Genomic DNA, 17,045 nt, shown 5'->3' on the forward strand with positions numbered 1-17,045 from the left:
CGCCATCTGGGTTGTCTCCGGCACAGGAACGTGGACCTGTGTGTCCCATGACACTTGTGCGCGGGGGCGGGTATGCTGCTGTGCGCCTGCACCGCCGCGCCTGTGCGGTGCCCCGTTCCTGACCGCCCCGCTCCTCCCGGAGGTTTTCCACCGTGACCGTGTCCTCTTCCTCTTCTCTTGAGCGCCTGTCGCAAAGCCGCCGCCAGCCGCTGCTGGTGTTCTCGGGCCAGAGCAACCGTCCCCTCGCGCAGGCGATCTGCGACAACCTCGGGGTGCCGCTGGGGCACAGCAAGACCGAGAAGTTCACCAACGACAACCTGATCGTGCATTACGAGCAGTCGCTGCGTGAGGGCGACGTGTTTATCGTGCAGTCGTTTTCCACGCCGGTCAGCGACGCGATCATGGAACTGATGCTGATGATCGACGCGGCCAAAAGCGCCTCGGCGGGCCGGGTCACGGCCGTCATTCCGTACTACTCGTACTCGCGCAGCGACAAGAAAGACAGCCCGCGCATCTCCATCGCCGGGCGGCTGGTGGCCGATCTGCTGGAGGCGGCGGGCGCCGACCGCATCCTGACCATGACCCTGCACGCGCCGCAGGTCCACGGCTTTTTCAAGGTGCCGGTGGACCACCTCTCGGCCGATCTGGTGCTCAGCGAGCACTTCCGGGGTTGCGTGCCCAACGCGCACGAGGGCGTGGTCCTCGCGCCCGACGCGGGCAGCATCAAGCGGGCTTCCCAGATTGCCCGCCGCCTGGATTCGGGTCTCGCCATGATCGACAAAGAGAGGCTCTCGGACACCGAGGTCCGGCCCCGCGCCCTGATCGGGGACGTGGAGGGCAAGACGGTCTTTATCGTGGACGACGAGATCAGCACCGCCGGAAGCCTGGTCGAGACGGTGAACCTGGCCCGGGGCCTGGGGGCGCGCGACGTGTACGTGGCGGTCACCCACGGCGTCTACACCGGCCCCGCCATCGAGCGCATCGCCGCGCTGGACGTGACCCAGGTCGCCAGCACGAACACCGTGCTCGTCTCCGAGGAGAAGGTCAGGGCCTCCAACGGCAAGCTCGCCGTGCTGGACGTGTCGCCGCTCTTTGCCAATGCGATTGCCAATATCCATACCGGCGAGAGCGTGAGCACACTCTTTACCTGAGCGCGGGGGAGAAAGGCGGCGGGGGAGGCGAAGAGGCTTCCCCCGCCGCCCGTGTTGGGGAGCGCTAGGCGGGGACTAGACCGCCCGTGCCCGCCCCGCCCGCAGCAGCGCGAGCAGCGTGGCCGCCGCGAGCAGCGTCAGCAGCAGCCCCGCGTGGGGGGCAGCCAGAAAGGCGAGCGGAACCAGGGCTGCCACCACCAGCGGGGGCAGGAAGGCGCGGCCCAGCGCCAGGGCGCCGAAGCCCACGCCCACCAGCGATCCCAGCGGCAGCGCGGCCACGGGGGGCAGGTAGGCGGTCAGCACCCCCCCCAGCACGAAGCCCAGGGCCAGCCCCAGCAGCGCCCCTGCCAGCCGGGGCGGGGGCAGCGGCAGGCGCCGCCGCAGCGCCCAGCCCAGGGCCAGCAGGGCCGCCAGCACCAGCGCGGGCGGCTGCATCAGCCCGGCCTTGGCGAGCAGCTCGCGCACGCTGCTCTGGGCGAACACGACCGCCACGTTCTGCGCGGTGATCACGTCCTGCAACTGCCAGCGCAGCGTCTGCGGGCCGCCGAACACGGCGCGGGTCAGGCGGGTGGGGTAGAGGCTGTAGCGCTCGAAACGGGCGGGGCGGTCGGCGGTGACGGTGAGGTCGAGGCTGCGCAGCGGCTCGCGGCGGTCGGACAGGCGGTAGCTCCAGCCGCGCGATCCCTGGTGCGTGTAGGTGACGCTCACGCGCACGGTCTGCCCGGCGCCCACCCGGCCCTCCCAGAGGCTGCCCTGGGACAGGTCGCTGGCGCGGTAGGCCCGGCCGTTCACGGTCAGCCGGAAGCCGCTGAGCGTGCCGCTTCCCTGCGGCAGCGGAAACAGGAAACGCGCGGTGGCCGCCTCGCGGCGCGGATTGGTGAAGGTGTAGTCGGCGCGGAAGGTCGCCCGGTAGGTGTTGCCCGCCTGCGAGGCCGCCCCGCCCGCCGCCCCCACGAAGCGCAGGTCGGCGCGGGCGCGGGTGGTGTCCAGCCCCAGCGGTTCCTCGGTCTGGAGGGTCACGTCGCGGGTATAGAGCAGGGTCTCGCCCCGGCGGGTAAAGCCCTCGCGCAGGTCCTGCACGGTGAGGCTGGGCGGGTTGCCGAAGTAGGGCAGCAGCGCCTCCCAGCCGCCGCCCAGGTTCAGCCGGGTATACACGTCGGCGGGCAGCGCCACGCTGCGCGAGTAGGTCCGCGACGACAGCAGGCTCACGCGCGGCGCCGACTGCACCGTCTGCCCGCCTGCCGGGTCCGCCGCGTTGGCGTAGCGGGCGCTCAGTTGCGCGCCCAGCCGCAGGTCCACCGCCCGGCGCGTGACCTCCACCGCCAGCGCCCCGGCTCCCAGCGCCAGCGCGACCAGCGCCCAGCGGCCCACCTGTGGTCCCCGCGCGGCTGCCCAGCCTATCCCCGCCCGGAAGCGGTCGCGGTCGAGCAGCCCGACCAGCAGCAGCGCGAGCAGCCCGGCCCCGAGCAGCCCCAGCAGCGGCACCGCCAGGCCCGCCAGCCACCCGAGGGCACCCGCCAGCATGTCCAGAGCGGTCTGAACCATAGGAAACCTCCAGAAGTGTGATGAGGGGGAGACTCCCGTCAGTATGTACCTCAACAGGAGGCTCTGCCTCATCCATCTTTGGGAGGAGGGGGGAAGTCGGGGCGCCGTCGCCGTGGGCGGACTTCTCCCCCTCGGCGGCCCGCTAGACTCGCCCCATGAGCGAGCAGGTGCAGGGCGGGCAGGTGCGCGTGGGTGCAGAGGCCGAGTTGCCGGAGGGCAGCCAGACCGAGGTGACGGTGGACGGGGTGGGCGTGGTCGTCGTGCGGTATGAGGGGCAGTTCTACGCGCTGCGGAACAACTGCACCCACAAGGACTATCCGCTGCTGGGCGGCGAGGTCAGCCTGGGCCGCATCACCTGCGCCAAGCACGGGGCCAAGTTCGAGCTGGCGACCGGCAAGGCCAAGACCCTGCCTGCGGTCAAGCCGGTGCGCGTCTACCGCACGCAGGTCGAAGGCGGTCAGGTGTACGTGTTGCCCCTGTGAGGGTCCTGAATATTCCCGTTGCGCCGCACCTCCTGACCGCGTGGGCGGGTTGGCTGGCCCCGGAGCGCCAGCCCTTTTTCCTGACCGGGGAGGAAGCGCGGCGGCTGGGGCTGGACACGGTGCCCCGGGCAGCAGCGACGTTCACCCCGGAAGAACGCGACACTCTGGCTCTCTGGAACGTCTCTGGCGAGGCCGACCGCATTGCCTGGCTGCGTGAGGAACAGTGGAACGCCCTGCCGCTCGCCACTCGCCGGGCGCTCTTGCAGGCGCAGGTGCGGCACGGGCGGGGAGCGGTGCCGCGCGTGCGCGACTTTGCCGACCGGCTGCCGGGGCTGGAGGGAAGCCGCTTCGTGTGGTGGCCGTCTCTTCTCTCACCCGCCGTGCTGGCCCGCGTGGTGGCGCGGGAGGGCCTGGACTGTCAGCGGGCGGCCGTCCCGGAGGCGGTCTGGGAGGCGGCGCACCCTCGTCTCCCCGGCGCGCGCGACCTGGCGGGGACCTTTCCCCACGCCAGCGGCCCCAACTGCTTCGGCACCGTGATGGGCGCGGCGGGCGTGGACGGCGCCGCGCGGGAATGGATGCAGCGCAGCCCATTCGAGGCGTTTCTCGCCTCGCGCACCCGCCCCGGCGGGCGGGACGACGCGCCCGGAACGCTGCTGGTCTGGCGGGACGCGGCGGGCGCGGCCCAGCACGCGGGGGTGACGCTGGGCGGCGGCTGGGCGCTGCACAAGCCCTCGCAAACGTGGCTGACGCCGTGTGTGGTGTTGCCAGTCGAGCAGCTCAAGCGCTTTTCGCGCACGCGCGGCTGGCGGCTGCACCGCTTCCGGCTCCAGCCCTTCCCGCTGGACGGCTGAAGGCTCCGGCGCGGGGGGTCCCGGGGCCTGCGGGGAAAAGGGGTGGGGGCTACTTTCCGTGTTTCGTCAGCCGCCACAGCGTCACGGCGTTGGTGATCAGCAGCAGGGCAGACAGGATGGCGAGGGGAATACTCCCGGTCTGCACGAAACGGATGGTCAGGATGCCCCAGCCGCAGACCAGCGCTGCCACCAGCCAGATGCGCCACGCGGGGGCGTTCACGGGGTCCTCCGGGTCTTCATGGGTTCAGCGTAGCCCAGGCGGGGGGGCGGGGCGTCCCTTCCATCCATCCCTGGCCCGGCTCAGCGGGGGGCGAGGACCGCCCGCACCGCCGCTTCCGCGTCCAGCAGGCCCCGGCCGCAGCTCTTGCGGGGGTCGGGGTCGCAGCGTCCCCCGGCGAAGGGCGTTGCGGTGCGCGTGAGCAGGTCGCGCACTCCGGCGGGGGTCAAGCTGGGTTTCACGCCCAGCAGCAGGCTGGCGACGCCCGCCGCGTGCGGAGCGGCGAAGCTGGTCCCGTCGGGGCTGCGCTCGCCGCTCGGGCCGCTCACGCTGCTCGCCAGGATGCCGCGCGTGCGCTCGCCGCCGGGTGCGGCCAGGGCCACGCTGGCGCCCCAGTTGGCGTAGCCGGGCCGCTGGCCGCCCTCGGTCACGCTGGTCACGGTCAGCACATTGCGGCACCCGGCGGGCGAGTAGCCCCGCGCGTCGGCGCCGTCGTTGGCGGCCCCCGCCACGACCAGCGCCCCGCGCGCCGTCACCGCGTCCACCGCCGCCTGCACCCGGGCGTCGCAGCCGGTCAGCGGCACGAAATCGGCATACAGGCTGAGGTTCAGCACCCGCGCGGGGTTGAGGTTGGCGGGCACGCCCGGCACCGGCACCCCCGCCGCCCAGCGCAGCCCGTCCGCGAGGTCCTGCGGGGCGACCAGCCCGTCTACGCCCGCCACCCGCACCTGCACCACCCGCGCCTGCGGGTTGATTCCGGCCATGCCGCGCCCGTCGTGCGCCGCGCCGATCAGGTTGCCGATCACCTCGGCGTGGTAGGCGTACTGGCCCACGCCACCCGCGTCGGCGTCGCGTCCGTCGCCGTCCCCGGCCCGCGCCGGGTCGGAGACAAAGTCGTAGCCGCTGACCACCCGCCCGGCCAGCTCCGGGGTGTTCACGAAGCCGGTGTCCAGCACCGCCACGGTGACCCGCGCGCCCCGTCCCGTTCCGGCCAGCTGCGCCCAGGCCCCCGGCGCCCGGATCGCCTGGAGGTTCCATTGCCGCGCGAAGAGGGGGTCGGCAGGCCGGTAGAGGGAGGGCGCGGGCACCGCCGCCGGAAGGCCCGGCGAACCCGGCGAGAGCGGCAGCAGCGGCGGCGTGACCTGTGGCCGGGGCGGCTCGGGTTGCAGCTCGGGCAGAGGCGTGCCGGAAGGCGGGACTGGGGCGGCGACGGGCGGCAGCGGCCCGATCGGGGTCACCCTGGGCGCGGCGAGGGCGGCGGCCCCGGCCAGGGCAGCGGTGAGCAGCAGGGGCAGGGCGGGCTTCATGGGGCCAGTCTGGCGTCCCCGGCTGACGGGCGGCTGAGGAAAAGCCAGGGAAAACCAGGCGTGGAGGGGTAGCATGGCCCGCATGACTTCAGGGGCAAGCAGCGCAGCGGCAGCGGCTCAGCGGGGAGGGCGCGTGGTGGTCCTGACCGGCGCATCGAGCGGTATCGGGCGGGCGACCGCGCAGGAACTCGCCGCGCGGGGAGAGCGGCTGGTGCTCGCGGCCCGCCGCGCGGAGGACCTCGCCGCACTGGCCCGCACCCTCGACCCTTCCGGCTCGCGGGTGATCGCCGTGCCCACCGACGTGACGCGGGACGCCGACCGCCGGGCGCTGATCGCCGCCGCCGAGGCCCACTTCGGGCAGGTGGACGTGCTCGTCAACAACGCGGGCGTGACGGTCGAGCGCGGCTGGTGGTGGGACGACCCCGATCCGCTGCGGGTGCTGCGCGTGAACCTCGAAGCCCCCGTGGAACTCACCCGGTTGGTGTTGCCCCAGATGCGGACGCGCCGCAGCGGGCACATCGTCAATATCGGCTCGGTGGCGGGGCGGGCAGCCACCAACGGCATGTACTCCGCGAGCAAGTTCGGCCTGCGCGGCTTCTCGCTGGGGCTGCGGCGCGAACTGCGGGGCACGGGCGTGCAGGTCAGCCTGGTCTCGCCCGGCTTTGTCAAAAGCGAGATGACCGCCTCGGCCCGGCTGCCCATGCCGGGGCCGGAAGTCGTGGCCCGCGCCGTGGCGGGCGTGCTGGACCGGCCCCGCCGCGAGGTCATCGTGCCGCGCGTGTACGCCCTGCTGGCCGCGCTCGACCACTTCCTGCCGGGGATAGGCGACCGGGTGGCGGCGCAGTTGATCCGGCGGCGCTACGACCACCGGGGTTAGCCCGGCAGCATCTCTCAGCGTTCCCTTCAGGCTCGCAGGCTGCGCCCTCTGCCCCCGACTTCGTAGACTGGCCCCCAGATGAACGCCGCCAAGACTGCCTTCAAGGCGCTTCAACCTGCCCTGGAACGGGGCCTGCTGGCCCTCGACCACGCCGTCAGCGGTTACGTGCAGCCCCGCCGGGCGCGCGGCAAGCTGATCCTCCAGCCCTACGTGGGCTGGGGCACCCCGGACAGCGTGGAGCTGACCGGGCGGGTGCTGTTGCCCCGCACCCTCGCCCCGGCCAGAAAGGGTGATGCGCGCTGGCGCAACTTCCGCAGCGTCCTGCGCCGGTTGCTCTCGCGGGAGGTGGGAGGCGTGCGGGTGACCGGCACGCTGGGCGGGGTCAGCGCCAGCGATGTCAGCAACAGCGACGGCTACTTCACGCTGGTGTTCGCGCCTGCGCCGGGGGGGCAGCCCTTCGCGGACGGCTGGCACGAGGCGCAGCTGGGGATCGAGGGCCGCGAAGGCAGCACCCGCGCCCGCGCGCAGGTCGTCTCGCAGGCCCGCTTCGGCATCATCAGCGACCTCGACGACACCGTGATCCAGTCGGACGTGACCAGCCTGCCGCGCATGCTCGCCACCAGCCTGACCGGCAACGCGCGCACCCGCCTGCCCTTTCCCGGCGTGGGCGCGCTTTACCGGGCGCTGACCCGCGAGGGCGAGGCCCGCAACCCGATTTTCTACGTGTCCAGCAGTCCGTGGAACTTCTTCGACCTGCTGTGGCAGTTTCTGGACTACCGCCGCATTCCGCTGGGGCCGATGTTCCTGCGCAACTGGGGTTTTGATCTGCTGGGCGGCCACGGCGGGTACAAGCACGGCGTGATCGAGCGCCTGTTTCAGCGCTACCCCAACCTGAGCTTTGTCCTGATCGGGGACAGCGGAGAAAAGGACCCCGAGATCTACGCCGAGGTCGTGCGCCGCTATCCGGGCCGGGTGCTGGGCGTGTACATCCGCGACGTGACCGAAGCCAGCCGCGACGAGGGCGTCCTGAAGCTGCGCGAGGAGGTTCGCCGGGCGGGCGTGGACCTCGTGCTCGCCGCCGACAGCCTCAACGCCGCCAGCCACGCGATGAGCATGGGCCTGATCACGCCGGGCGAGTTCCGCAGCGTCCTGACGAGCGTGGCGCGCACCTACGAAACCTGAGCCTGGCGGGGGGCAGCCCAAAAGGGGCGGACCGGGAATGGATCTCCCGGTCCGCCCTACTGTCGGGGGGGTTTAGCCTTGCGGCCCGTTGCTGCCCCGGCGGCCCCGGCGGCGGCGGCGGCGCTTGGCGTCGGCATCGCCCGTGTCGGCGGGCGCGGCCTGCGGCTGGGGTGCGGCGGTCTGGGCGCGGGGCGGACGGCTGCCGCCCTGGCCCCCCGGGCGCCCGTTCAGGTCACGGACGGCCCCCCGGTCGCTGGCCCCGCGCGAGTAGCCGGGCGCCCGGTTGCCCCGGTCACTGGCCCCGCGCTCGGGGCGGTCGAAGCGGCGGCTTCCCCCACGCCCACCCCCCTCTCCCTGGCCGTCGTCGGGCGGCAGGTTCTCGACCGTCCAGTCCCCGAAGTACATCCGCTGCACGGTGATGTTCACCGGGCGCAGGTGCTCGTTGCGCGGGCGCTCCAGCGTGATCACGCGCCGCGCCCGGCCCCCGCTCTGGCCGCCCTGGCGCGGCGCGCCGCGCTCGCGCAGTCCGCCGCCCTCGCGGCCCCCCTCTCGGGAAGCGCCGTCACGGGGCAGGCCCTCGCGGCCTCCGGGTCGGCGCCCGGCCTGGGCGGCGCGGGCCGGGGCGGCGGGCACGGCGGCCTGGGGGTCGTCCAGCGTGAAGCGGCGCGGGGCGCTGGGCGTCACGGTCTGGAGCTTCTCGCGTTTCTCTGCTTCGCGGTCCTCGCGCCGCCGGGCGCGGGGCCGGGTGGTGTTGCCGTCCATATCGGTCTCCTGGGTGAAATCGATTTGCCGCGCCAGGGGATTGACCTGGCTGATGGTCACGGTCACGGCGTCCCCGAGGCGGAAGGTGCGCCCGCCGGATCGCCCCCGCAGCATCTGCGCGTCCTCGATATAGACGTAGTAGTCGTCGTCGAGGTTGGAGATGTGCAGCTTGCCCTCCACGCCGTTGTCGAGGGCGATGAAAAGCCCGCTGGACACCACGCCCGACACGTTGCCGGGGAAGGTGCCGCCCAGGTTCTCCTGCGCCCACTTGGCCTGGTAGTACTTGGTGAGGTCGCGCTCGGCCTCGGCGGCCTTGCGTTCGCGCTCGGAGGTGTGGTCGCCCATCGCCGGGAGCTTCGCCCGCAGGTCGTTCACCGCCCGGCTGCTCGCCCGCAGCTCGCCCGAGAGCATCCCCTTGAGGACCCGGTGGACCAGCAGGTCCGGGTAGCGGCGGATCGGCGAGGTGAAGTGCAGGTACTCGCCGAACGCCAGCCCGAAGTGCCCCAGGTTCTCGCCCGCGTACTTCGCCTGCTGCATCGAGCGCAGCAGCAGCGTGTTCACGACGCTCTCGCGCGGGGTGCCGCGCACCTGTTTGAGCACCGCCTGGTACGCCTGCGGGGTCGGCTCGCCGCCCGGGAAGGAAAAGCCCAGCCGCGCGATGGCCGCCGTCACCTCCTGAAAGCGCTGGAGGGTGGGTTCCTCGTGGATGCGGAACAGCGCCGGGATCTCGCGCTCGATCAGCTCGTGCGCGACGACCTTGTTGGCGAGCAGCATCAGGTCCTCGATCATGCCGCGCGCCGTCTCCTCGCGAATCGGGATCAGTTCCATGCGCCCGTCCGGCCCCACGTCCACCTTGACCTCACGCATCTTGAAGTCCAGGGACCCCTCGCGCAGCCGCTTCTGGCGCAGCTTGGAGGTGATCTTGAGCAGCAGGTGCAGGTCGCCTTCGAGGTGCCGGGCATGCTCGGGCAGCGTCGAGGTCGCCTCCGAGTAGGCCTGCACCTCGTCGTAGGTCAGCCGCGCCTTGGAGTTGATCACCGAGGGCGCGAGCTGCACCTTGAGGATGTCACCCTCGGCCGACAGCTCGACCAGCGCGGTCAGCGTCAGGCGGTCCTGGTACGGCACCAGGCTGCACACGCCGTTGCTGAGGTGCTCGGGGAGCATCGGCAGCACCCGGCCCGGCAGGTACACGCTGGTGGCGCGGGCGTAGGCCTCCTGATCCAGCGGCGTGCCCTCCTGCACGTAGTGGCTCACGTCCGCGATATGCACGCCCACCACGAAGGTCCCCTCCGGCGTGGGCTGGATGTGAATCGCGTCGTCGAAGTCCTTGGCGTCGCGGCCGTCCACCGTGAAGATGTTGAACCCGCGCAGGTCGAGGCGGCCCACCAGCGCTTCTTCGGGAATCTCGGTGGGGATCGCCTGGGCCTGCGCCAGCACCTCGGGCGGGAAGTCGCCGCGCAGGCCGTACTTCACGATCACGGCTTCCGTCTCGGTCTCGGGATCGTCCTCGGCGCCCAGCACGCGGGTGACCTGCCCGAAGACCTCGTCCTCGCCGGTGTGCTCGGGCCAGAACAGCGCCGAGACGACCCTCGCCCCGCTGTGCAGTTCCTCGATCCCGTCGGGCAGCAGCAGGATGCGGTGGCGGGCGCGGTGGTCGTCGGGCTTGAGGATCGGGTGGCCCTTGCTGAACTCCAGCGTGCCGACGAGCTGTTTGTAGGCCCGCTGCACGATCCGGGCGACCGAGGCGCGCGGGCTGCCGTCGCCGCGCTGGCCCCGGCGGGGACCCCCCCCGCGCCCGTTGTCGCCGCGCCCTTCCATGCGTACCAGCACGATGTCGCCGTTCCAGGCTTCCATGGTGTGCTCGGCGGCCACGTAATAGTCCTCGCCGCCACTGTCCGGCACCACGAAGCCGAAGCCCGCCGCCGACGCCTGAAAGCGCCCGCGCACCAGGTTCATCGCCTCGGGCAGCCCGTAGGTGCGCTTGCGGGTGCGGATCACCTCGCCCGTCTGGGTCAGGTCGTCGAGCAGCGCTTCGAGGTCGCGCCAGTCGCCCAGGCGGTCGAGCATCTGGCGGGTGAAGGTGCGTTCCAGGTCGCGCACGTGAATGGGGCGCCCCAGCTTGCGCAGCTGCGCGACCACCATCTCGCGGGCGGGGTCCCCGGCCTCCCCGCTTTCCCCGGCGGAGTCCCCGCCAGGCGCAGGCGCCTCGGGGGCAGGCGTGGCTGTGCTGGTCGCGGCTGGGGTGGCAGTCTCCCGCCCGGCCGAGCGGCCCCGGCGGACAGGAACAGTCGGCTGGTCCTCGTCTTCCGTCTCGTGGGGCAGATCGACCACGGGTTCAGGCGTGTCGGCCTGGCCGTCGCCCGTCACGGCCAGGGCCGGGGCCGCCTCGGGAGCCGGAGCCTCCTCGACCGCCACGGCCTCGACGCCGCCCAGCACCTCGTCGAGCGCGGGGTCGGCCTCAGGCTGAGGCGCGGGCGCCGCCGCCTTGGGCTTGCGGCTGCGCCGGGGCTTGGGCACCTCCAGCAGCACCGGGTCGGTCGGCTCGGCCACCGCCGGAAGCACCTCGGGACTCGCCTCTGCCTTGGGCTGACGCCCACGCTTGCGGCGGCTGGGAGCGGGGGCTTCCAGCGGGGCGGCGTCCGCCGTGGGGACCTCTGCGCCGGGCTGGGGCGCCGTCTGCGCCGCTGTCACCTCGACCGCGGCCGCCTCGTCGCCCTGCGGCGCGCCTGGTGCCGGGGCGGCTTCCGTTGCGTGCGGCGCGGCCACCGGGTCCAGCGCTGCCCCGGCTGTCACGCTCGCCTTGCGGCCCCGGCGGGGCGCGCGGGTGGGGGCGGATGCCGGGAGGGTGGGCGCGTCAGCCTCGGGCACGGGCACCTCCACGGCGGGTTCGGCGGTCACGGGGTCGGGCGTGCTTGTCGGCTCCGCGGCGTCCGCCTTGGCGGCGCGGGGCGGACGGCCCCGGCGCGGTCGGGCCAGGGTCTCGGCGACCACGGGGGACAGCGCCGCGTCTGCCGGAGCGTTCCCGGTCTCCGGGGAAATCTCTGTGGACGTCGGCTGAGGCTCCGCCGGGGCCGCCGTCTTGCGGCCGCGCCGGGCGGGTGCGGCCGCAGTGGCCTCAGGCGTGGGGAAATCGGGGGTCGTCTCGGGTGCGGCGGCCTGGGGGATCGCGGCGGCGCTGCGCCGCCCACGTCCGGCGCGGCTCCCGGTCTGGCTGTTCTGTTCTTCGGAGGCGGCGCGCACCGTCTGCTCGTCTTGCGCCGCACGCTCCTTTTTCGCTCTGGGCATTCCTCACCTGTTGTGACGCCCGCGGGGTGCTATTCGTGAAGGCCCCGGCGAACCTGCGCCTGCCTCTGGAGGCGGGCAGGGCGGTGGCCCCCGACGTTCATCTCACCCACGGGGTAGAGGGGTCGCTTGTCTCGGGCCGCGCCCCTGGCCCGCGCCTGCTTCGGCGTGCGGTGCGGGGGCGCTTGGTCGTGCCTGAATCGGACTTGCCCGGCAGCGAGCGCAGTCTACCACGCGGCCTCATGAACCGCGCTGCATCCCCCCCACCGCCTGCGGAGCCGCGGCGGGAAGCAGCACCAGCCCGGTCAGCGGCGCGTGGTCGCTGAGCCGCGCGGCGCGGTCCACCCCCACCTGCGTGACCTCGGCGCCCGCCGCGAGCAGGTAGTCGATGCGCCAGCCGACATCGTTGGCGTAGGCCTGGCCGCGGTTGCTCCACCAGGTGTACTCGGCCCGCTCGCCCAGGTGCTGTCGGTGGGTGTCGGTCAGGCCCGAGGCCAGGTGCCCGGACAGCCACGCCCGCTCGTGGGGCAGAAAGCCGCTGTTGGCGCGGTTGCCCCGCCAGTTTTTCAGGTCGATCTCGTGGTGGGCCACGTTGTAATCTCCCCCGACGACGAGGGGCAGGCCCTCCGCGAGGGTGGCGAGCGTCCAGGCGTGGTAGTCGGCCAGCACCCGGTCCTTGAAGGCCTGCCGGGCCTCGCCGCTGCTGCCGCTGGGCAGGTACACGCTGGCAAAGCGCACGCCGCGCACCACCGCGCTGAGAAGGCGGCCTTCGTGGTCCATCTCGGGGTGGGCCATGCCGGGCCGCACGTCGGTCAGCGGGTGCAGGCTCAGCACCGCCACGCCGCTGTAACCGGGCTTCTGGGCCGGAAACCACGCGCCCGCGTAGCCCAGGTCGGCCAGCGCTTCCGGCATGGGGTCAGCCCGCACCTCCTGAAGCAGCAGCACGTCGGGCCGCTCGCGCGCCACCCACCCGGCCAGGCCCTTGCGCAGGGCGCTGCGCAGCCCGTTCACGTTGAGGGTCGTGACCTTCAGGCGGGCGCTGGGGGGAGGGGCGTCGGGCAAGCCGGACATCGGTGCGAGGATAGCGCCCAGGTGGCCGGGGCGGGCGCCGCTCAAGGAATCTTGAGCCGGACAGCGCGTGCCCAGGGCGGCGGTCGGGTACGCTGGACCCACCATGGCCGAGATCAAGTTCCGCAACGAAAAGGACGGCAGCGAGTTCGAGATCACGCACGCCCGGGCCGCGCGGGTCCTGGCCGACGTGCGCCGCTGGGCGGAACAGAACGGCTTCGCCCGCGTCACCTTCTGGCGCGACCCCGCCGACGAACACCGGTTCTGGGTGCAGCTTGGAGAAGACCGCCTGAACTACTGGATTCACGCCAGCACCTTCACCGAGGGCAAGCACGAGACCATCGAGATGCAGCTCGACTACGCCCGGGGCGCCCAGCGCCGCAGCGCCGCCGGATACGAGCGCTTCGACAAGTAGCCTGGCCGCAAGTTTCGGCAGAGTATCTCCACGCGCAGGTGCAGCCAGTCGCGCAGCGGGAAGGCGGCGCCCAGGTCCCGCGCCTTGACCTCCAGCCCATAACTGGCGGCGATGGCCTGCGCGTCCTCCGGGCCGACCGTGACCGCAAGGAGGAGGTCTTCCCAGCCGGGCCGCGCCAGCCCGGCGACGGCCGTCCCCTGCCCCAGCGCCGCCCACATCCGCGCGAGATGCGCTTCCCCGTGTTGCGCCGCATACACCCGGCCCCCTGGCCGGAGCACCCGCCGCGCCTCGGCCAGCGCGCGCTCCGGGCCAGGCAGGTGCGCCAGCACCCGCACCAGCAGCACCACGTCGAAGCTGGCGGGAGCGAAGGGCAACGTCTCGGCCTCTCCGGGCAGGACACCGGGGCCGGGAGAGGGGTCCAGCCCCACCCGGCGGCCCCGGTGTCCCCGTTCCCGCAGCGCCGCCAGCAGCCGGCCGTCGCCCGCCCCCACGTCGAGCACGTCGGCGGTAGGGGAGAGGGCCAGTCGGTCCAGCAGGGGCGCTTCCGGCCAGGCTACGCCCGCCCGCCGGGAGAGCAGGAGATCGCGCTCAGGCAGGCGCACCGCTGCCCGCCAGGGCGGCCCTTACGCGCCGCTTGTGAAGTTTCCACGCAACCTTCATAACGGAATCAGGCTCACGTTTCGGCCCCGGGGGGCGGGCGAGAGTGACCCTTGTCCGGGGAGGAAGACGGCATTGTCCTTCCCCACCATTTCCACGAAAGGCAGGTATCCGCATGAAACTCTCCAACATCATGTACATCCTCGGCTTCGCTTCCATCCTCGCCTCGGCGGCCAGCTTCACCTCCGGCAAGGCCGACGGCGGCCCCGGCAACAAGGAAGGCGAGGAAAAGCAGCGCAGCGGCCTGTTCGTGGGCTTCTGGCCCCCCACGTTCTTCATCCTCGGCAAGATCATCGAGGACCGCGAGAACGCCAACCGCAACATCCTGACCGGCGAGTAAACGCGAAGAAAAAAGCCAGCAGCGCGAGAAGGGGACGTGGTGTCACGGCCGCGTCCCCTTCCTCTGCTTTCTCCCGGCGGCCGCCTTACATCTCCAGGCGGGTCTTGAGGAAGTTGGTCATCACGGCGCCCCGCTTGTAAAAGGGGTTGTCCATGATTTTGACGTACAGCGGGACGGTGGTTTTCGGGCCGTGCACGATCGTTTCCTCCAGCGCGCGTTTCATGCGGGCGATGGCCTGCTCGCGGCTGTCGTGGTGCACGATCAATTTGCCGATCAGCGAGTCGTAGTGCGGCGGGATCACGTAGCCGCTGTAGACGTGGCTGTCCACCCGCACGCCGGGGCCGCCCGCGAAATGCACGTCGTCCACCCGGCCCGCCGCCGGACGGAAGTCCTTGTCGGGGTCCTCGGCGTTGATGCGGCACTCGATGGCGTGGCCGTGGAGCTTCACGTCCTGCTGCTGAAGATGCAGCCCCTCGCCCGCCGCCACCTGAAGCTGCATCCGCACGAAGTCCAGGCCCGAGATCATCTCGGAGACGCAGTGCTCGACCTGAATGCGGGTGTTCATCTCCATGAAGTAGTAGTTGCCGTCCCGGTCCACGATGAATTCCAACGTGCCCGCACCCGCGTAGTTCACGTGCTTGGCAAGGCGCACGCCCGCGTCCAGAATTTCCTGCCGCAGCGATTCGGGCAGGGTCGAGGGCGCCTCCTCAATCAGCTTCTGGTTGCGGCGCTGGATCGAGCAGTCGCGCTCGCCGATGTGGATCACGTGGCCCTGCCCGTCGCCCATGACCTGCACCTCGACGTGCCGGAACTCCTCCAGGAACTTCTCCATGATGATCGCAGGGTCCCCGAAGTACAGCCGGGCTTCCTCCTGCGCCTGCGCGAAGCCCTTGGCAAGTTCGTCCTGGGTGCGGATCACCTTCTGCCCGCGCCCGCCGCCCCCCGCCGAGGCCTTGAGCAGCACCGGGTAACCGATCTGCTTGGCGGCCAGGAGCGCGGCGTCCACGCCTTCGAGCACCCCCGTACCCGGCACGACCGGCACCTTGCTCTGCGCGGCGATGTCGCGCCCGCCCGCCTTGCTGCCCAGCGCCCGCATGGACTCCGGCGTCGGCCCGATAAAGACGATGCCGTGCTCGCGGCACATCTCGGCAAAGTCCGGGTTCTCGGCCATAAAGCCGTAGCCGGGGTGAATCGCCTCGGCGCCGGTCATCAGGGCCGCCGAGAGGATGTTGGGAATGTTGAGGTAGCTGGCGTTCGAGGCGGGCGGCCCCACACACACCGACTCGTCGGCCAGCAGCACCGGCAGGCTCTTCTCGTCGGCGGTGGAGTACACCACGACCGTCTTGACGCCCATCTCGCGCGCGGTGCGAATCACGCGCAGGGCGATCTCGCCGCGGTTGGCAATCAGGATCTTTTTAAACATGTGCCCCTCCGGGAGAGCCACCAGTCACCAGCGGCCAGCTTCCAGCCTCTTTGGCGGGCGGGGCTGGCCGCTGGGAGCCTATTCGATGATGAACAGCGTCTGTCCGTACTCGACCGGTTCGGCGTTCTTCACCAGAATCTCGCGCACCGTGCCGCTCGTCTCGGCCTCAATCTCGTTCATCAGCTTCATCGCCTCGATGATGCACAGAATCTGCCCGGCGCTCACCGTGTCGCCCACCTTGACGTAGGCGGGGGCGTCGGGGCTGCTCGCCGCGTAGAAGGTGCCCACGATGGGCGCCTTGACCGGGGTTCCGGCGCTGGCGGCCTTGGCCGGAGCGGCGGCGGCAGGCATGGCCTCGGCCACCGACGTGCTGAGGCTCTCGGCAGTGACGGGCGCCGGGGCGCTGCCCGCTTCCGGGAGGGGCGCAGGCGGCGAGAAAGTGGCCGCCGGGCCAGCGGGCGGCGCAGCGGGAGCCGGGGCACTGGGCGCGAAGGCCGGACCGCCTGTCGCCTGCGGCCCGCGCTTGAGGTCGAGCGCGAAGCTGCCGGTCTTGAGGCTGAACTCGCGCACGTCGGCAAGGCTCAGGGCGTCGAGGATTTTCTTGAGGTCGTCTGGATTCATGGCCCCTCCTGGGTGAAGTGCTGGGGTGTGCTGGCGCCCTTGCAAAAGTGCAGCGTCCCCCATCATGCGGGGAAAACGGTCTCGTCCCTCTCTGCGGAGCGGACCGGGGGTGCTGGCTGAACTGAGTCTAACGGCAAAGGTGAACGCCGTCCCCATCTTTGCGGGAACGGCGTTCGGCAGGCACGGTCAGGCGCGGCTGAGGTACTGCCCGGTGCGGGTGTCCACCTTGACGTTGGTGTCCTGCTCGACAAAGAGCGGCACCTGCACGACCGCGCCCGTCTCCAGGGTGGCGGGCTTGGTGCCGCCCGAGACGGTGTCGCCGCGCACGCCGGGGTCCGTCTGGGTGATTTTCAAGATCACCTGGTTGGGCAGGGTGATGCTCAGGGCCTTGTCGCCGTACATCGCGACCTCGACCTCGGTGTTCTCTTTCATGAACTTGGCGGCGTCACCGACGAGGTTGGGGGGCAGATGCACCTGGTCGTAGGTTTCCAGGTCCATGAACACGTAGTCGTTGCCGTCCTTGTAGAGGTACTGCATCGTCTTGCCTTCCACGTAGATGTCCTGAAGCTTTTCGCCGCTGTTGAAGGTGCGGTCCACGATGCTGCCGCTTTCCATGTTGCGGAACTTGGTCACGACCTTGGCGCCGCCACGGCCCATCTTGAGGTGCGAGTACTCCAGGCACTCCCACAGGCCGCCGTCCATCTCCACCTTCGTGCCATTCCGCAGTTCAGTCACGCTGATCATGTGTTCTCCTTGTTCGGCCGGGGGCGCACTTTTCCTGCGGCCCGGTTTCCTGCGGCCCGGAGGCTGCGTCCGGGCGCCGCGCGGCAACAGGCACGATTCTAGCAGAGGTCCCCGCCCCGCC

The 17,045-nt window shown here is 71.7% G+C and carries 16 protein-coding genes; 7 read left to right on the forward strand and 9 right to left on the reverse strand.

From position 1 onward, the window contains the following. Window positions 1-152: 152 nt before the first annotated feature. Window positions 153-1,151 (forward strand): ribose-phosphate diphosphokinase, encoded by a 999-nt coding sequence (locus HNQ09_RS11855; protein ID WP_184029503.1) that lies wholly within the window; start codon window positions 153-155, stop codon window positions 1,149-1,151. A gap of 75 nt (window positions 1,152-1,226) precedes the next feature. Here the strand turns inward: HNQ09_RS11855 and HNQ09_RS11860 are convergent, their stop codons facing one another. After that, window positions 1,227-2,696: a hypothetical protein gene (locus HNQ09_RS11860; protein WP_184029505.1), complete on the reverse strand. Its 1,470-nt coding sequence runs from the start codon at window positions 2,694-2,696 to the stop codon at window positions 1,227-1,229. Window positions 2,697-2,851: 155 nt separating this feature from the next. Here HNQ09_RS11860 and HNQ09_RS11865 point away from each other — a divergent pair, with 155 nt between their 5' ends. Beyond that, window positions 2,852-3,178: a non-heme iron oxygenase ferredoxin subunit gene (locus HNQ09_RS11865; RefSeq protein WP_184029508.1), complete on the forward strand. Its 327-nt coding sequence runs from the start codon at window positions 2,852-2,854 to the stop codon at window positions 3,176-3,178. Further along, window positions 3,175-4,029, forward strand: coding sequence for a hypothetical protein (locus HNQ09_RS11870; RefSeq protein ID WP_184029510.1), 855 nt, complete (start codon window positions 3,175-3,177; stop codon window positions 4,027-4,029). The genes HNQ09_RS11865 and HNQ09_RS11870 overlap by 4 nt, the downstream gene beginning before the upstream one ends. Window positions 4,030-4,078: 49 nt before the next feature. Here HNQ09_RS11870 and HNQ09_RS11875 read toward each other — a convergent pair whose 3' ends face one another. Both HNQ09_RS11875 and HNQ09_RS11880 read right to left on the reverse strand, forming a co-directional pair. After that, window positions 4,079-4,249, reverse strand: a complete 171-nt coding sequence (locus HNQ09_RS11875; protein ID WP_184029513.1) for a hypothetical protein — start codon at window positions 4,247-4,249, stop codon at window positions 4,079-4,081. An 80-nt stretch (window positions 4,250-4,329) separates the two neighbouring features. Next, window positions 4,330-5,553 (reverse strand): S8 family serine peptidase, encoded by a 1,224-nt coding sequence (locus HNQ09_RS11880; protein ID WP_184029515.1) that lies wholly within the window; start codon window positions 5,551-5,553, stop codon window positions 4,330-4,332. An 82-nt stretch (window positions 5,554-5,635) separates the two neighbouring features. On the opposite strand from HNQ09_RS11880, the gene HNQ09_RS11885 reads away from it, so the two are divergent. After that, on the forward strand, window positions 5,636-6,430 hold the full coding sequence (locus HNQ09_RS11885; RefSeq protein ID WP_184029517.1) for an SDR family NAD(P)-dependent oxidoreductase: 795 nt from the start codon (window positions 5,636-5,638) through the stop codon (window positions 6,428-6,430). A gap of 78 nt (window positions 6,431-6,508) precedes the next feature. Further along, window positions 6,509-7,612 carry an App1 family protein phosphatidate phosphatase gene (locus HNQ09_RS11890; RefSeq protein ID WP_184029519.1) on the forward strand — a complete coding sequence of 368 codons (1,104 nt, stop codon included), beginning with the start codon at window positions 6,509-6,511 and terminating at the stop codon, window positions 7,610-7,612. 72 nt (window positions 7,613-7,684) lie between these two features. Here the strand turns inward: HNQ09_RS11890 and rnr are convergent, their stop codons facing one another. After that, window positions 7,685-11,659, reverse strand: a complete 3,975-nt coding sequence (gene rnr / locus HNQ09_RS11895; protein ID WP_246363318.1) for a ribonuclease R — start codon at window positions 11,657-11,659, stop codon at window positions 7,685-7,687. 237 nt (window positions 11,660-11,896) lie between these two features. After that, window positions 11,897-12,727 (reverse strand): exodeoxyribonuclease III, encoded by an 831-nt coding sequence (locus HNQ09_RS11900; RefSeq protein WP_184029521.1) that lies wholly within the window; start codon window positions 12,725-12,727, stop codon window positions 11,897-11,899. A 103-nt stretch (window positions 12,728-12,830) separates the two neighbouring features. Between HNQ09_RS11900 and HNQ09_RS11905 the strand changes: the two genes are divergently transcribed. Continuing rightward, a complete protein-coding gene (locus HNQ09_RS11905) occupies window positions 12,831-13,139 on the forward strand; it encodes a hypothetical protein (protein ID WP_184029523.1) in 309 nt (102 codons plus the stop codon). On the opposite strand, the gene HNQ09_RS11910 is transcribed toward HNQ09_RS11905, so the two are convergent. Next, a complete protein-coding gene (locus HNQ09_RS11910) occupies window positions 13,082-13,741 on the reverse strand; it encodes a methyltransferase domain-containing protein (protein ID WP_184029526.1) in 660 nt (219 codons plus the stop codon). The two genes, HNQ09_RS11905 and HNQ09_RS11910, sit on opposite strands and share 58 nt — an antisense overlap. A gap of 170 nt (window positions 13,742-13,911) precedes the next feature. Here HNQ09_RS11910 and HNQ09_RS11915 point away from each other — a divergent pair, with 170 nt between their 5' ends. Beyond that, the gene (locus tag HNQ09_RS11915) at window positions 13,912-14,136 is read left to right on the forward strand and encodes a hypothetical protein (RefSeq protein ID WP_184029527.1); all 225 of its coding nucleotides are present in this window, start codon (window positions 13,912-13,914) and stop codon (window positions 14,134-14,136) included. A gap of 85 nt (window positions 14,137-14,221) precedes the next feature. Here HNQ09_RS11915 and accC read toward each other — a convergent pair whose 3' ends face one another. The 3 genes from accC to efp all read right to left on the reverse strand — a co-directional run bounded on the left by accC (window position 14,222) and on the right by efp (window position 16,924). Continuing rightward, the gene (accC, locus tag HNQ09_RS11920) at window positions 14,222-15,559 is read right to left on the reverse strand and encodes an acetyl-CoA carboxylase biotin carboxylase subunit (protein WP_184029529.1); all 1,338 of its coding nucleotides are present in this window, start codon (window positions 15,557-15,559) and stop codon (window positions 14,222-14,224) included. Window positions 15,560-15,637: 78 nt separating this feature from the next. Next, window positions 15,638-16,180, reverse strand: coding sequence for an acetyl-CoA carboxylase biotin carboxyl carrier protein (accB, locus tag HNQ09_RS11925; protein ID WP_184029531.1), 543 nt, complete (start codon window positions 16,178-16,180; stop codon window positions 15,638-15,640). 186 nt (window positions 16,181-16,366) lie between these two features. Beyond that, window positions 16,367-16,924 (reverse strand): elongation factor P, encoded by a 558-nt coding sequence (efp, locus tag HNQ09_RS11930; protein WP_184029533.1) that lies wholly within the window; start codon window positions 16,922-16,924, stop codon window positions 16,367-16,369. Between the last annotated feature and the right edge of the window lie 121 nt (window positions 16,925-17,045).

Origin of the sequence: Deinococcus budaensis (genome assembly GCF_014201885.1) — a bacterium.
Taxonomy (GTDB): Bacteria; Deinococcota; Deinococci; order Deinococcales; family Deinococcaceae; genus Deinococcus; species Deinococcus budaensis.